Origin of the sequence: Mucilaginibacter sabulilitoris, assembly GCF_034262375.1 — a bacterium.
Taxonomy (GTDB): Bacteria; Bacteroidota; Bacteroidia; order Sphingobacteriales; family Sphingobacteriaceae; genus Mucilaginibacter; species Mucilaginibacter sabulilitoris.
Window position 1 is genome coordinate 3,642,694 of record NZ_CP139558.1, and the last position, 16,183, is coordinate 3,658,876.

Genomic DNA, 16,183 nt, shown 5'->3' on the forward strand with positions numbered 1-16,183 from the left:
ACTATGTCCAACGTGCTGCTAAAAGATTGGATCCCGTATAAACTCGAAAACACCGCAGCTCAAATACAATGCTCGTGGTTAAATACTTATGCTGTGCCGTTTACCGAGCCGTTTTTTGATGATACTATTAATAAGTGTAAAAGGATGAACGGCGGCGGCGCTCCGTTTGCATCCATAAGTGGTATTGATGTGCTCACAGACTGGGCTGCCGGATTAGCCTATGTTGAGCCTTCTGCTTTTATTTTTCACATATCGCGTTGCGGGTCCACACTGGTTTCGCAATTACTGGCCACATCGGCTGCAAATATTGTACTTTCTGAAGTCCCGTTTTTTGATGCGCTGCTTCGCTTGCCTTACCAGGTTCCTGGTTTTAATGAAAACAATTCGGCAGATTTATTAGCAGCTGCCATAAAATTTTACGGGCAGAAAAGAACCGGCCATGAACGGCATTTATTTATTAAGACGGATAGCTGGCATATATTTTTTCACAAACAATTCAGAATACTTTACCCGGATGTTCCAATTATTTTGATTTATCGCAGTCCCTACGAAGTATTGGCATCGCACCTGAAAATGCCAGGAATGCAAGCGATACCCGGTTTTATTGAACCAGAAATATTTGGATTTAAGCCCGGGGAATTAACTTATAACCGTCCTGACATTTATACTGCCCAGGTGCTGGAGCGGTATTTAAATCAATATCATGAAATTATAGCAACCGACAACAAATGCCTGCTGCTAAATTATAACGAAGGGCCTATGGCCATGATTAAACAAATTGTATCATTTACAAACACGCCGCTCAACGAACAAGGTGTATTGACTATGGATGAACGAAGCCGCTACCATTCTAAAAAGCCCAATGAGCTTTTTTCAGAAACACATCAACATCCCAAACCACATTTTTTAAACAACGCCATGGCGCTTTATCATTCATTAAATTCCATGTAAGATTGTTGCAAACCACCTTTGATCTGTTTAAACATAATATTAATTGTGTTTTATACAATAATTTATCTGGTTATTTATTGATTATTTGAATAATAGGTTGTTACGTTATAATTCCAATTATAATATTGCATTGTTAAACCATTTGAGTTCATCTGATACAGGTGACGAAATACCAATTTCGCTGCATCAGCGTCTGTCATCGGGCGACGATCGGTATTACGGGCGCAAAACACACAGCCTTATTCACAGCGCGTGGCACAAACGGTGATGACCATTTGGAAAGATACCTTACCAACCGGGGATAAGTGGACCTATGACCAGGGAGTAATCTTAAAAGGAATAGAAGGCATTTGGCAACAAACAGGCTACAAAACACTTCACATATATACAACAATGTATGAATATGTACGTTACGTCCGATGGTTTCTAAAGATGAATTGATGCGCGACCCATGTATTATTCGTGGAGCAGATGATCTGTTTCGTATGGTTTGGACAGATAGCTGGACGGATAAAGGGATTGGCTACTCGAGTTCGCTCATGTTAATCTCGGCCCAGATAAACACTATTACAGTGTGTATTACCGCTTCATTGGCAAAAAGGTCAAGCTGTTATACTCCCGCACCATTGTAGAGATCTGCTACAATTATGAGCGTATCGCCTCCAGGAAGATTGATTTTTTGCAAAGGATACTATGTACTGATTTAATTATTATTCAGAAATAAATATCAGGGATAGAGCTAAAATAAAGGATTACTTTCATCTTTTTATGTGCTTTTTAAAGCCTGAGGTAATAAATTAAAGGTCCCGCATGTTAAATTGCCAAAATAACCATCGCCATAATGTAATCTATTTGTTCTTACCCTCAATTCAATAACACGTTTCTTTTGTGAATATATATTCTACCTCTCTCAGAATATCTATACATTTTATATAAAACGGCAGTGCCTTTGGATTTTAATTATTATAGTGCTATATAAAAATACTTCATAAAGTTGAGTATTGAAAAATACATACTTATTAAAAGTATTTGCCAGTCCCATTTTTACATATTGTATAAATAATTATATATTTATATAATATTTTTTAAGTTTGAAAGAGCTAACCATTAAACCTATGCAATTCTGTCGTTAGCCTAATCAATTTGTTAACTAATAAATTTTAATCATGAGTAAACATTCTATCGAAGTAACTTCCATTAAATGTAATGCCACTTCCGAGACCAATGTGTCTTCGGGTGATGAGGTGTACCTGGTATGCCAGGCAGACGGCGGCCTTCCCATCCGTGTGCCTGCCGGCTTGAATGAAAGTGAGAAGATGAAGAAAGGAACAACCTGGACGCTGAATAACCTCGTGCTCAACTTTGAGTATGAAGTGCTGGTCACTATCTGGGATCACGACCTGAATTATGATCCTAATCTGGCGACCTATCTCCAAAGCAATGATTTTCAGCCGGGCACAGGTTCTGGCTCCAAGCGCCTCACCAATCACAACGGGGCCGATTACACAATCAACTACAATTACATTGATTAACTCCAAAAAAGCAAATAATGAACGAAAAACTGAACATACAGCTCGCTAATTATGTAGCCGCTTACCAGTCCATGGATGCTCCCGCACCCCCTAATCCACCTGCAAAACCGGTGTTGACCGACGTAGAAAAGCAGGTTTTTACAGCAGCCGAAAAAGCTTGGGAGCGCTATCGCGATTCCCCGCAAGGCAAAGAGGAGTTAGCGGCCACGAAGCATATGGACCTACCCGCGTTTCGGGCATACGTAGCCGGGTTACCGGATAATCCGATATTCAAAGAGCTGATCAGCTGGATCAAATCCCTGGATCTCCCGGTCAGCAGCTTCTCTATAGGATTGAATGTGGAGGTAGAGTTCATCGTCGGATTCTCCGCCACGCTGGGCGTCGCTGTCGGCGTTGGTAACTCCAAAGGATTACAGTCATGCGAATTTTTATCTGTGGCACTGGAAGAGGGTATCCAGGCTGGTGCACTGGCAGGTGTACAATTCGGATTGTGGAACCATGCCCCGGCCGACCTCGGCGGGCGTGCATGGGCTCTTGAAGGGGATGTGGGCTTGGAAATTGAATTCAGCCTTGGCTTTTATTGGAACAGCTCCGGCCCGCTGGGTGTGGCTTTAACGGTCGGAGGTGGGGTAGAGGAGGGGATAGCTATTGTGGAAAGTTATACTTTCATCCTGGGCGACCAGGGCGTGGATCCCTACATCAAACCCGTTGTGCAACCCAGGAAAAGCAATTTCCTGATAATTGAAAGCTTAAAATGCGTGCACCCGTCGAATGATGGCACGGGAGATGAAAATGAAATTTATTTTATTTTTCAGGCGGATGGCGATACTGCCTATCCTTATCCGACGTACGATTATTTTTCCATGAAAGAAGGTGATACCTGGGCCTGCGGACGTTCCGTATGGTTCAATTCCAGCGTAAAGGTGACGGTGTATGACGAAGATTCGCCGAGCAACGATGATGTGGTAGGCGACTTCAGTATCAGTCTTTCTCAATTAGCGCTGGGTAAGTCCATTACTTTCAACAGCACGAAGGATTATTCATCCGGGCTGGATAAGGTGGAGTATACCATCAACGTAAAATTAATTGCTTAGAACATTGCGGGCAAAGCGGTATAACAGCGAGCTAACCAAACTGGTTGATACAAATATGGATGGGAAAATGAGCGAATTGATAGTGTAAGTTCTAAGACAACAGGCCGTTTTTGACAGTTACATTAATCGTCCTTTAATCTGCCTTTTCGCTTAAATATTTACAAAACGATTTCAGCATTTAATAATTTGTATCCTTGAATAGCTCAAAAGGAGAGCAGACACCAATCCGACTACCAGTTTTGAGATTTGAAATGTAATTTGCTTAATATCAGCTATATGCAGGCAATGGTTGTCGTCCTGCCATCCTGACAGATAGCGATATCAAAACAAATCAAAACCCTGTAAATCATCTGATTTACAGGGTTTTGTGCTTTATAGGCTTTGCTCTAAATATCAATATTTCTCAACTTGTTTGCTACCAAAGTGCATACCTAAATTAAAATTGTAGATTTGAGGTATTCGGATGTGGTTTAATTAATTGTAATACAGTTAGTTATGATTGCCCTAATTGGCATGAATTTGCCGGTTTTCGCCCTTATGGAGTCAGTTTAACATGAAAAGAAATTAAACGAAACTCATTTAAAATCAAATAATATGAAAACAACAAACAGTTTTGGGATCCATTTTAACATCAGGACCGATAAAGAAAGGGACGGGGGCGCTCCCGTATTTGCAATAATTACTGTCAATGGGCAAAGGGCGTCGATGGTATTGAAGGACAGAATCAGCGTTAAAAGCTGGGATATGAAAAATGGGATAGGCAAATCCAATACCAGCGAGGGTAAAAAGGTGAATGTTTATCTCGATGAAACACGGCAATCTATAACGGACTGTTACAAGGACCTGCATGCACAACGCAAAGTTATTACATCGGAATCACTCAAGGCAGCCTATTTAAGAACAGGTAATGATCAAAGCGCTTGACGGAACTTTAGCACCACATCACTTAGTCCAGTTACAAATGCTGTTGCAAGACTTTGACCATATGCAAAGCCAGCTTAGTACGCTTGAGGTGATGATCACCGAAATAACTCAGGCACATTATTCATTAGCTTATGAATACCTTGAAAGTATTACCGGTATTGCTGGCCGGTCAGCGCAGATAATTTTAAGCGAAGCAGGCAATGATATGAGCCGATTTAGTACCGCAGATCATTTAACAGCATGGTCCGGTCTGGCACCAGGTAACAACGAAAGTGCAGGTAGACGCAGAGATACATCGGTTAAGAAAGGTAATCCTTATTTGAAAACAGCCCTTGTTACCGCTGCGTGGGCAGCAGTGAGAGTCAAAGATTCATATTGGCGCGCTTTATTCGAACGCCCGCGTAAACGGATGAAAGTGCAGAAGGCCATTGTAGCCATTGCCAGAAGAATGCTTAAGGTCGTTCATAAAACATTAGACACACTTACTTTATATCAGGAAAAGGGCATCGCGCACTTTGTAGACTTGCAGACAAAAGCTGCGTTGTATCAAAGAATAAAGCAAGAATGGCCATTAACTGAATTATAATATCATACGATACTAAAAGGACGGATAAGGTTTTAGAGCAAATAGTCTGTAACCTAAGTTGCCCAACTATCAGGTAGCGAATTATAATATCATACGATACTAAAAGGACGGATAAGGTTTTAGAGCAAATAGTCTGTAACCTAAGTTGCCCAACTATCAGGTAGCATCCAGGCTTGTTCCATGAGAACGCAGAGGAAACTTATTATATTTTCGTTATCGGTTCAACATGTGTAATTTTCTTTTTTTCAAGATAAAATTGCTATTGCTGACACTATAAATTGCAGTAAATTCATAATGTTCTGAATTATCTCCAACTGAATATTCTTCAATTTTTACCGAGTGGTCAGAATTGATTGTAAGCGTTCTTATGATATTGCCATGCGGGTTTCCTTGAGTAAGTTCTCCATCGGAAAACACCCAATCAAGTATTTTACCCTGAGGAGTAATTAATGCTAAAATACCGCGATCATTATAATACCAATCTTTATGAGTTAGCATAATATGACACAAATAGTTGGTATCAACTTTCAAAGCACAAACAATTCCTATTTTACCATATTCATCTGTGTTGAGGCAATTCGCCGAGTCCAAAAGGCAATCAAAGTCCCCAAATGATGTTCCACCATCAGGATTCACTATCTGGGGGCGTGAGGTTTTCAATCCACCTATTACAAAAGCACTATCTACAGGTATTAAACGAGTCTGTTTTTTGATATGTACTAAGTTCTTATCCTCTACCGATGTGTAGGGTAAGGAGGGTGTTCTAGAAGCAATTTTAGCACTGAGAGTTTGATTAGAAGGAAGAAATGGCAATGTAGTCGTCGATAATTTATTATATAAATCATTTATGACACCTGTATCATTTGTCGTTATGTTTTTGGAGATCGTAGTATCCTTTGGGAGTGTTTGTTGATTTCTAAGGCGATCTCTTTGAGCTTTATTACTTGACGGCTGTTGATTGCAGCTAAAAAGAGCGAATATGCTAGCAATAAAAAAATAACACCATCTTAAATTCATTACTTTGAAATAAGGTTTCAAATAATTAGAATTTGTAAATTAACCAAAAGGGTGTTTAATATTCAACACTTAAGAGCCGTATTTTTAGAGGAAACCTTATCACAATGGGGCGGGTTCGCCGCTTTTGATAGTTCAAAGGTAAGGGCGAATATTTTACTTGGTGGTAGATAATAAAAAAATATTTTTTTGTTACTGGAAGCGAGAGATACGGCAGCTTTCTGAGCTCCACACTTTGTCAGCAATTAGGTGGCATAGAATGGAAGGATTTTTTGTAGGAGTTCAAGGTAGGTTATAGGATTCGCGGATGTAAACAAACAGACCGGGTTTGATGTCATCTGTGGTGGAGATGCGGATGTGGTTGGCAAATTTTTTTCCGTCGGCTACGCTTTTGCGGACAGGTTTTTCGGGGTGAGGCACCGCAGAGTAGAACTTGAGGTCGAGTTCTTTTTTCATGGGGCGGATGATCAGGAAACCGACACGGCGGGTGAAGACGATACAATTGGGGGTTACGCCGACGAGCACTTTCGGCCAATCGGCTACTTCAGCGAGTATTTTATCAAAGGCCAGTACCAGCTCCGGCGAACGTCCTTCAAACAAACTGTCTAAGTTTACCCGGGCGCAATAATGCCGGTAATCTTTCCAGGGTAGTTCGCGATCACATTTGGGGCAGGTCCAGCTCATATTTCTTTTTTAATGCACTGCTAAAATGATGCCGATTAGATTTTGGTACGATGATGGGCGGCACGAGCGGCTTGCAGATCGATCAGCCGAAGCGGGACTTTCCGCCGGAATATAGCCACCTTTCCCGGCTGTCCTATTATGCGCTGTAGGAGAACAGCATCGAGATTAACAGTTCTTTTTATAAAATTCCGCGGGTGAGAACAATAAATCGCTGGGCATCGGAAGCCGGTTCCGGCTTCCGTTTTACTTTTAAACTCTGGAAAGGGATCACGCATCAGAAAAATCTGTTGTTCCGTACGGAAGACGTTCATCATTTTATGGAAGCTATCCGGCTGCCTGAAACGCAATGGGGCTGCCTGCTTGTCCAGTTTCCGCCCAGCCTGCAGGTTAGCGCCAACCCGCAGTTCCTTGAATTGCTGGCTGTTGCTAAAACTTATGACTGGCCCATCGCTGTGGAATTCCGGCATCCATCCTGGTATAAGGATGACATATTTGAATCGTTAAACCAACACCAGGCCACCATGGTATTACAGGATATGCCCAAATCAGCGACGCCCATGGAAATCACCGCTGACCGGCTGGTCTACCTGCGTTTCCACGGGCCGTCCGGTAATTATAAGGTAGCTATGGGGAAAGCTTCTTATACGAATATGCTTCCTATATTCGGGAATGGCAACAGGAAGGTAAAACTGTTTACGCCTATTTTAATATTACTGCGGGTGCGGCCCTGGAGAACCTGCATTTCCTGAAACGCTGCCTGGCGGAACAAAGTTATTATTGATCAAAAAAAGCAAATAGCCATTTCGGTCACAATTGTTTCTCATTAAGGAAGAATAATATGAAAAAGAAAAACGGTAGCCGCACTAAAAATGGGTTTCTGGCGAAGTGAACTCAACCAGGGCGGGGTTTGGCGGCATATAAAAAGAACGGAGCAGGAGGTACTGCCGTTTGCGCAGTTTTTTGATGACAACAAAATAACCGAGTCTGTGATTTCGGGTGATTAACAGACCTGCAAACCGGTTTTTTATCATAACACAGTTCGCAGGTCTGTGGTTTAGCTTGTTTAAGGCTGTTCCATAGTGTACAAGGAGTTTACTTCCGCGTCGCTCAGTGCCTTGTTATATAACCTTACTTCGTCTATTGCACCGATAAAGAAACCCGCGCCATAAAAAGCGTTTGGGCTATTGCTGTCGGTAAAATTATAAGCCGACTTGGGCAGCTCATTGCCGATAGCGAGGTTCGGCGGAGAGACCAGGGGAAGCGGGTTGCCGGTAACGTTGGCTGTTTTTACCAGCACGCTGTTGATATAAAATTTCTCGGTGCCGTTGGTAAAGCTCACGATAACCTGTGTCCATTTATCCAGTTGAACTGCCGCGCCGCCATCATCCTGGTCATGATCACCAGTGTCGGTATTCACGGTCAGAAAAGGCAAGTTTCCTCCCTGTAACTGAAATTTATAACCCAGCCAGCGGTTAAGCGAAAAAATATAATTACCGTTGCTGGCCATATGGGGTTTGACCCAGGCACTGATGGTAAAGCTGTTCGGCCGCAAGGTGCTGTTATACGGCACCTCAATATAAGCACCGTTATTAAAAGTATAGGCTTTACCCGAAGCCCCGTAACGATCTGTTGTCAGCACTGGGACAGTACCACCGTCAAGTGCAGTGGCGGTAGATGAACCAACCCAACCCGTTTTTAGCAGCCCGTCATGCCCGTTGCCGCTCGCGTCTTTCGCGTCGCCGTCAAACTTCCAGTAAGCAACCAGGTTATCGGCCGATATCTCCTGTATGAGTTTGGTGCTGAATTGCACCAGCGCCCTCATCAGGTTAGCCGTCGCGTTGTCTACCTGCTCCTGTGTGAAGCTACCGGTTTTAACCTGGCTGGCGAGGTCAATGGAAGTTTTAAGCGTTGCTTTTGCCCCCGTGGTGTAATCACCGGCCTGTTTGCCTTCCACAGCGGTGTTATAAAGCGCGTTGGCAGAATCTATCCGGAGGTTTAATTTCGTTTTATCCGAATTGTAATTGGGCTTGTCCTTGTCCTTTTTACAGGATGCTGTCAAAAGCACTACGGCGGATAAGATGATGAACGCCGTAATGATGTTTTTAATCTTGCTCATGGTGCTATAATTAAAGAAGTTCATATTATTTACCTAACTTAAGATTGGTTTGCCTTTCGCTTTCCGGAATCGGGAAGAACTGGTTGGCGGTGAAATTAAAGTTTGGTTTATTATTCAAGACGCTGGCAGCATAGGCCGATCCGTAACGGATGATATCGAAAAAGCGATGGAATTCGAGCGCCAGCTCCGAGCGCCTTTCCCGGCGTATCGCGTCACGTAAGGTAGCTTGGTCCGTTGTCGTAATATCGGGTAATAAGCCATCGGGGACTTTTCCGTTGGTAATAGCAGAAAGTGCGGTATCGTGAATATAGCTTTCGCGCGCGCGTTTACGAACTTTGTTTAGGGGTATTAAAGCGCCCGCACCGTTGCCCGATTCATTAAGCGCCTCGGCTTTGATCAGCAATACTTCAGCAAAACGGATAGCCTGGTAATTTAGATTACCGTCGCCCTTAGTGCTCACCGGGATCTCCGCGAGGGGCTGGGTGTGCTTTTTACTTACATAGCCGGTACTGGTCCAATTGGAGTCAAATGCGCTGTCATAATAAGGGTGTCCCGCTCTGCCTACGGAGTAATCCAAACGCGGATCATCAACCCCTGCGGTACTTTTTTCAAAATTGCTGACCAGGCTCTGTGTGGGCAAATAAAAGCCGTAACCGTTCAATGTGCGCGGGGCAAACCATTGATTTAAGGTATTGCCCTGAAAAGGAGATAAACCGGTAGTATGCAAGATGGAAAACACCGCTTCCGAATTAATTTTTGTGGCAGCCCTGAAATTGTCCGAAAAGACAGGCAACAGGCTGTAGACACCTAAAGCTTCCACCTGTGCCGCGGTGGAGGCTGCAAGCGCCCACTTTTTCTCAAACAGGTAGGTTTTTGCGAGTAGGGCGAGCGCTGCGCCTTTCGTTACCCTGCCTGCGTCGCCATCCTTCCAGCTGGCCGGTAGTACGGTCGCCGCGGCCTGACAGTCCTTTTCTATTTGTGCGTAGATCTGTACCTGGGGCAGGGCAGGGCTTTGTAATTCTTCCGGGCTTTCCACTTTAAGGTGCAGGGGTATATCGCCGTAGGCAACCGTAAGGTTAAAATAATAATAAGCCCGTAAAAACTCCGCCTGGCCCAAAGCCGCATTCCTTACTGGTTCCGAAACCCCTGTCTTTGCCGCGGCCAGCCCATCAGTCACTACGTTGCATTTAAAAATGCCGTCATAATATCTTTTCCAGACTGCTTCGACAGCTGCATTGGATGGGTTGATATTGAAATTCTGTACGCTCAGGAAATCACTCTGATCGCCGTCGCTGCTGCCCTTTACCGCATCGTCAGATGCCAGGTCGCCCAGCACCCATATTGCGTTGGAAGAGGCGTCGGTAAAGGTGAGCGGCGAATAAGCCGCGTTTACCGCCAGTACGGCGTTGGCATCCGAAGTAAAAAAATTGTCCGACTGGTACTGGCCAAGCACAGGTTGCTCCAGAAATTTTTTGCAGCCGCTTGTCACGATGAGAAGGGATGCGCTAAGAAATAAATAAATATGCTTTGATTTCATCTCCGTCTTTTTTAATGGTTAGAAATTCGCGTTAATACCAAATGTTATGGTACGCGCCGTTGGATAAGTTCCCCAGTCGATACCAACCGCAGTGACGGCGTTGCCATTATTGCTGTTATAGTATTGTTCCGGGTCCAGACCGGTATACTTGGTAAATGTCAGCAGGTTCTGGCCGCTTGCAAATACCCTGACCGACGACAATCCTATGCTTTTGAGCGCGTTATGGCCCAGCTTATAACCTATTTGTACATTTTTTAGCCTCAGGTACGATCCGCTTTCCAGGAAACGGGTGGACGGCTGTTTGTTGTTCGTACCGTCCGACCATGACAACAGCGGGAAGGTATTGCCGGATCCGGGCCCTGTCCAGCTTTGGGTAGCAACACGTTCGGTGATGTTGAAAGGACGATAAAAACCTTCTATATCGGTTAACACCTGGTTGTATAATTTGTTACCGTATACGCCCTGGAAAAATACGTTCAGGTCAAAGTTTTTGTATTGAAGGCCTGCGGTGAGCCCATAAGTGAACTTGGGTATCGGGCTGCCTACAAAACTGCGGTCCTTATCATCAATAATGCCATCGCCGTTAACATCTTTATACATGACATCACCGGGCCTTATACCAGGACCCTGGTAAGCGTGTGTAAATACCTCCTGGGCATTTTGGAAAACACCTTCTTGTTGTAACAGGTAAAAAGAACCTATCGGGTGGCCTTGTGCTGTAAGGGTGGCGAAATAGTTATTGTCGATACGCGCGTTGGCTATTGGTGCCCCGCCGGCCAGCGATACCACCTTGTTGTTTACCGTGGCAAAGTTCGCGCTCAGCGTATAGGTCCAATTGGTATTGACGGTCTTTTTATAACCCAGTTCCAGCTCAATGCCGTTGTTACGTACCTTACCTGCGTTTACTGCCGGGTTACCGCCGTTGCCCGCGCTGCTGGGTAGCGGAAGATTTAACAACACTTCAGAAGTGTTTTTGATATAGTAATCGGCGGTTAAGGTCATCGCATTTTCAAAAAAACCCAGATCGAGCCCCAGGTCTTTCTGTGTGCTTTTTTCCCATCGAATTTTTGGGTTACCCTTGGAGGTTATGCTGTAGCCCTGTGTGGTAACGCCGTTAAACGGATAGTAAAAATTACCGCTCAGCAGCGAGGTATAGGGATAGGTGCCTATTTGTGAGTTACCCAGCTGACCTATGCTGGCACGGAGTTTTAAGGTTGATACCGGTTTGATATTTTTCATAAAATCCTCCCGGTCGATCCTCCAGCCTAATGAACCGGAATAAAAGCTTTCATAACGCGAAGACGGGTCCAGCTGCGATGAACCATCACGGCGGTAGTTTACACTTGCCAGGTATTTGTCATCATATTGGTAACCCGCGCGGCCAAATATCGAGAATAGTGCAGAATGGTACTCATTACCGCCGTTTTGCTGGGAGGATGCGGTGCCGTTATCGAGGTACTGGAAATTGGGCGTTTGATCCGTAAAACCCTTACGGGAAGCCGACAGAGCCTGTACATCCTGCTTAATGGCCTCGGATCCCGCTAAAAAGTTGATGGTATGTTTACCAAGGATAAGGTCGTAGGTGGCCGTATTGGTCCAGTTATAGTTCAGATCATTGGTATGCGATTGCGCAAGGGAATTGGGAGAATTAAAAAAGCGGTCGATACCGAATGTTTCAAAAAACTGCTTGTAATCGGTTTGGATCAGGTTAACGCCGATGTCCGATTTTATTTTCAGGCCTTTTACCGGGTCTATTTCCACATATCCGTCACCTAATATCGTATAAGCATAAGTGTTATCATTGCTCGCATCGGCTAAAGCTACCGGGTTGATACCATCTCCCAGAAAATTTCCCAGTAAGGCGTCCTGCTTTGGCAAATCCACGAATTGCCCGGCGGCATTTCGAACTGGTGTGCCAGGCGTACGGAATAAGGCAAAGCGTACCACGCTGGCCGCTGCGCCGGTGTACCCGTCTCCTGAGCTTCCCACGCTCCTGGTTTTGGAGTAAGCCAGGTTTACATTCGTACCCACCTTAATCAATTTCGCAATCGTTCCGCTTACGGCCGTCCGCAGGTTAAAACGGTTAAAGGAAGAATTCTGGATCAGGCCATCCTGCTTAAAATAATTCGCGGAAACGATGTACTGGGAATTGTCGTTCCCACCGCTTACAGACAACTGCGCATTGGTGACGGGCGCGGATTTGAGCACCTCTTTAAGCCAGTTAACGTTGGAAAGGGTACCTGCCAGGCTGTCTGATATGGCCGGCCTCCCGTCGTTTTTGGCGGCTGCGTTATAGGCGCTTACGTATTGCACGTTATTGGCCATTTTGATCAGGTGCTGAGCCGTCTGGACGCCAGTATAAGCGCTGAAGCTGAGTTGGGTCCTGCCCGATTTGCCGCGCTTCGTGGTAACGATAACCACACCGTTCGATGCCCTTGCCCCGTAAATAGCCGCGGAGGAAGCATCCTTTAAAATATTGATAGTTTCAATATCGTTCGGTGAGATTTCGTTAATGCCGTTTTGCGTCGGTACACCATCCACAATATACAGCGGATCGTTGTTGTTGATCGTTCCGACCCCGCGTACCCGAACGGAGATTCCCCCGCCCGGAGCACCAGTATTTTCGGTAACAGAAACCCCCGCGGCTTTGCCCTGCAGTACCTGGTCGACCCCGCCAACGGGCAGGCTGCTGATATCTTTGCTGCTGATAAGGGAAACAGCACCGGTGAGATCCTTCTTTTTTTGCGTGGTATAACCCACTACCACCACTTCATTTAGATTGCCTGCGGCAGCCTGCAAAGTGATATTAAGCAATGTGCGGCCGGAAACCGGGACCTCCTGCGTTTCATACCCGATATACTTTATCGTTAAAACCGCGTTTTCAGCTACGGTTACAGTGAAGCGCCCGTTAACATCGGTAACCGCCAGCGCTTTTCCGTCCTTTAAACTGATGGAAGCGCCGGGAAGGGTAATCCCTGCAGCATCAGTAACCGTACCGCTCACCTTGATGTCGGCGGCTGCCGGTCCAACGATGGCTTTATTTAAAGGGTTTGCCCGGACCGGAAATTGCATCAATACTACCAAAAACAAAGTAATTGCGAGCTTCAGGTTTAAGGCGGTCCTTTTTTCATATCTGCGGATAATGAAATAACTGTAAGTTTTTTTCATATGCTTTTGTTGTTGAGTTAATGATTATTCATATCATCGTGACCGGGATGGTTTCGCCGGTCTGTCCGGTAGTACAGCATGCGCCGTTTACTACCACCAATAAGAAGTTTAACAGGTCATTCCATAGAATCTTCCTTTCTGCCCGGTTTTAAATTTCAAGCTTTTCTCTGACACCAAATTTTCCGTTGATGATCAGGCATTTTTTTTACTAAAATTGTGCGTTAGGTTGAGGAGGGAGATTTATAATGCAGGCAAGGGATCTGGCGGTGCAGGTTTAGCCGGATCAAAAACAGCTACGCCAACTTTCGAGTCGGCACAGCCATAATACAAAAACCACTTGTTTTTAAAAAAGGTAAGCCCCTCAATAAAAACTGTCCCGTTCACATATTGACCACTTTTTTCAAATGGTTCCATGGGCCGTAAAAAAGGTACATCGAGCCTACCGATCGCTTTAGCCGGATCTTGCAGTGAGAACAATACCTGGCCGGCACAATAGGAGTTACCATTAAAGCGTTTATCACCACCTTCCCCGGGATGGTTTTTACCATTATAAAATAAGATGATCCCGTTTTCTGTGATCAGGGCAGGAGGGCCACATTCGGTAAGGTCACTGTCGAAATAGTTTTTGCGCGGGGAGATCAGCCATTTGAGCCCACCTTTGCTGTCGGTTAAAGGTCTCCAGTCAATAAGGTTGGTGGAGGTAGCGGCAAATACATGCTGTTCCCCCCAATACATCCAGTATATACCGTTTACTCTGGCAATGACAACCCGGCCATCTTTAAGCCGGGTCACAATGGACGCGGATTTATTAGGGATATCAGCGAATTTACCGTTATAAAATTTCCTGAAAATAGGGCCGTGCTTAACCCAGGTAACCAGGTCCTTTGAAGTAGCGACGCCCAGGCGCGGCACTTTCCGGTTCCACTGCGTGTAAAACATGACATACGTTCCCTTTTCCGTTACGGCGACCCTTGGATCTTCACACCCGCCCGGCCATTCAAATTCTTTCTGATTGTCATGCCCCGGATAAACAACGGGCGTGCCCCTTCTTTTAAAATGAAGCCCATCCATACTTTCAGCATAGCCAATCCGCGATGTTCGGGTACCAATTGCGTCGCCGGTCATGTCTTCAGAGCGGTATAATACTGCTACCTTACCGTTTTTAACCACAGCCGCGGGGTTAAACGTATAAAATGCTTCCCATCCGACTGATTGGCCCGACATGGGGTCCGAAAACTTTGAGCTTGCTTTAGGAGATATGATGGGGTTGATATGAGCAGGTCTTTCAAAGCCCCCAAAAGCCCATTTGGGCAATGTATTTCGCCCGTTAGTCTGTGCAAACGTAGGCGAAAAAAACAGCAGGCACGTTAAGGCCGCTAATAGGCTGGTTATATGTTTATTCATCAGGCTGTAGTATAGGTTTGGTAATTGGAAAGTTACCGGCATGACTGTTTGCAAAACCGGTTTTATAACTTAGACAATATTAATCAATAAAACCGGTTTTGCAAATTAATTATCAAGAAGTTATCCTGATACGATAAAAATTTTACAAAAGCGATAATGGCGATAGCGGAATGGGGCTGGTCTTCAGGGTTCTTTAAATATCGCTGCCGCGCCGATCAATGGGCTTTGCGCTCCCAACTGTCCAAGCCGGACAGGAAGCGGCCCCAGGTTTCGTTTGAGCCGGGGCAGAAAAAGATCAGCAGCCCCGGCGATATTTCCCCCAATAACCAACACCTCCGGTTGCAGTTTTTTTGTCACTTTCAAAAGAAAGGCGCCAAGTCCGTCAGCAAATTCATCGAACACCTGTTTCGCCTGGTCACTTTTTTCAGCCAACGCGGCCAGTTCTTTTACTCCGCCGGTCAGTAACTGATCCCTTAAAGCGGCATATCGCTTTACAAACCATCGGGTTGAAAAATAGTCGTCCGCGATACTTGATCCGTGCGGATCGCTGCCGAGGTTGAGGTCTTTCGTTATTTTTTCAACTGAAAAAGCCGAACCGAACCCCGTTCCGAGCGTAATTCCTATTACTTTGTTGTAGCCCTTCCCTGCGCCGGCCAGTACCTCGCCCGCTATAGCGCATTCGGCATCGTTCCTGAAGCGTACCCGGTCTGGTTCCATAGCAAGGGCGTCAGCAAGATGTCTTTTAATGTCCATTCCAAATATAGCTTCGTATTTGTCCAAGCCCTTGATATAGGATATGCCCCTGTCGTAGTCGAAAGGGCCGGGCATCGCTACGGCCAAGCCGGCCAGAGGGTGATCATTTATTTTCATAACCGCTTGTAAACCCATAATCCATCCATGCAATATTTCTTTTGCAGTACCTTTGCTCATGACCTCAGCGCTGATGACGCTTTCGGGTATCACCGCATTGGTGCTGAAGTTAGCGATGCCTGCTGTCAGGTGTGAGCCCCCGATATCGGCAGTCAATACGTGTGGTGGTGGATGTTGGGTTTGCATAGCAGACATATTGCATATTGATCCGGAAAGCTACATTGGCCGGTTGTTTTCCTACCGGAAGGATGGCGTGTCTAAAAGCCTCTTTTATCCTGCGCTGCAATTATAAATAATAAAACC

General features: G+C 45.2%; 13 protein-coding genes and 1 pseudogene. 7 read left to right on the forward strand and 7 right to left on the reverse strand.

All coding sequences use genetic code 11. The annotated features are described in order from the left end of the window. Positions 1 to 3 precede the first annotated feature (3 nt). The 5 genes from SNE25_RS15930 to SNE25_RS15950 all read left to right on the forward strand — a co-directional run bounded on the left by SNE25_RS15930 (position 4) and on the right by SNE25_RS15950 (position 5,087). Positions 4 to 951: a hypothetical protein gene (locus SNE25_RS15930; protein ID WP_321566097.1), complete on the forward strand. Its 948-nt coding sequence runs from the start codon at positions 4 to 6 to the stop codon at positions 949 to 951. A 1,166-nt stretch (positions 952 to 2,117) separates the two neighbouring features. Then, positions 2,118 to 2,483: a hypothetical protein gene (locus SNE25_RS15935; RefSeq protein WP_321566098.1), complete on the forward strand. Its 366-nt coding sequence runs from the start codon at positions 2,118 to 2,120 to the stop codon at positions 2,481 to 2,483. 17 nt (positions 2,484 to 2,500) lie between these two features. Then, positions 2,501 to 3,577: a C2 domain-containing protein gene (locus SNE25_RS15940; protein WP_321566099.1), complete on the forward strand. Its 1,077-nt coding sequence runs from the start codon at positions 2,501 to 2,503 to the stop codon at positions 3,575 to 3,577. A gap of 594 nt (positions 3,578 to 4,171) precedes the next feature. Beyond that, positions 4,172 to 4,501: an Arm DNA-binding domain-containing protein gene (locus tag SNE25_RS15945; protein ID WP_321566100.1), complete on the forward strand. Its 330-nt coding sequence runs from the start codon at positions 4,172 to 4,174 to the stop codon at positions 4,499 to 4,501. Continuing rightward, the gene (locus SNE25_RS15950; RefSeq protein WP_321566101.1) at positions 4,485 to 5,087 is read left to right on the forward strand and encodes a transposase; all 603 of its coding nucleotides are present in this window, start codon (positions 4,485 to 4,487) and stop codon (positions 5,085 to 5,087) included. Before SNE25_RS15945 ends, SNE25_RS15950 begins: the two co-directional genes overlap by 17 nt. A 213-nt stretch (positions 5,088 to 5,300) precedes the next feature. On the opposite strand, the gene SNE25_RS15955 is transcribed toward SNE25_RS15950, so the two are convergent. Together SNE25_RS15955 and SNE25_RS15960 are read right to left on the reverse strand one after the other, a co-directional pair. Further along, positions 5,301 to 6,104: a hypothetical protein gene (locus tag SNE25_RS15955; protein WP_321566102.1), complete on the reverse strand. Its 804-nt coding sequence runs from the start codon at positions 6,102 to 6,104 to the stop codon at positions 5,301 to 5,303. Positions 6,105 to 6,383: 279 nt separating this feature from the next. Further along, positions 6,384 to 6,785: a DUF5655 domain-containing protein gene (locus SNE25_RS15960; RefSeq protein ID WP_321566103.1), complete on the reverse strand. Its 402-nt coding sequence runs from the start codon at positions 6,783 to 6,785 to the stop codon at positions 6,384 to 6,386. Positions 6,786 to 6,979: 194 nt separating this feature from the next. Between SNE25_RS15960 and SNE25_RS15965 the strand changes: the two are divergent. Continuing rightward, positions 6,980 to 7,345, forward strand: a pseudogene (locus SNE25_RS15965) (DUF72 domain-containing protein); the annotation flags it as partial. 101 nt (positions 7,346 to 7,446) lie between these two features. Then, on the forward strand, positions 7,447 to 7,566 hold the full coding sequence (locus SNE25_RS31905; RefSeq protein ID WP_407667048.1) for a hypothetical protein: 120 nt from the start codon (positions 7,447 to 7,449) through the stop codon (positions 7,564 to 7,566). Positions 7,567 to 7,848: 282 nt separating this feature from the next. On the opposite strand, the gene SNE25_RS15970 is transcribed toward SNE25_RS31905, so the two are convergent. From SNE25_RS15970 to SNE25_RS15990, 5 genes are all read right to left on the reverse strand, one after another. After that, positions 7,849 to 8,901 carry a LamG domain-containing protein gene (locus SNE25_RS15970; RefSeq protein ID WP_321566105.1) on the reverse strand — a complete coding sequence of 351 codons (1,053 nt, stop codon included), beginning with the start codon at positions 8,899 to 8,901 and terminating at the stop codon, positions 7,849 to 7,851. Positions 8,902 to 8,926: 25 nt separating this feature from the next. After that, the gene (locus SNE25_RS15975) at positions 8,927 to 10,438 is read right to left on the reverse strand and encodes a RagB/SusD family nutrient uptake outer membrane protein (protein ID WP_321566106.1); all 1,512 of its coding nucleotides are present in this window, start codon (positions 10,436 to 10,438) and stop codon (positions 8,927 to 8,929) included. Positions 10,439 to 10,456: 18 nt separating this feature from the next. After that, a complete protein-coding gene (locus tag SNE25_RS15980; RefSeq protein ID WP_321566107.1) occupies positions 10,457 to 13,606 on the reverse strand; it encodes a SusC/RagA family TonB-linked outer membrane protein in 3,150 nt (1,049 codons plus the stop codon). A gap of 240 nt (positions 13,607 to 13,846) precedes the next feature. Continuing rightward, a complete protein-coding gene (locus tag SNE25_RS15985) occupies positions 13,847 to 15,010 on the reverse strand; it encodes a glycoside hydrolase family 130 protein (protein WP_321566108.1) in 1,164 nt (387 codons plus the stop codon). A gap of 183 nt (positions 15,011 to 15,193) precedes the next feature. Further along, positions 15,194 to 16,066, reverse strand: a complete 873-nt coding sequence (locus SNE25_RS15990; protein ID WP_321566109.1) for an ROK family protein — start codon at positions 16,064 to 16,066, stop codon at positions 15,194 to 15,196. Positions 16,067 to 16,183 lie beyond the last annotated feature (117 nt).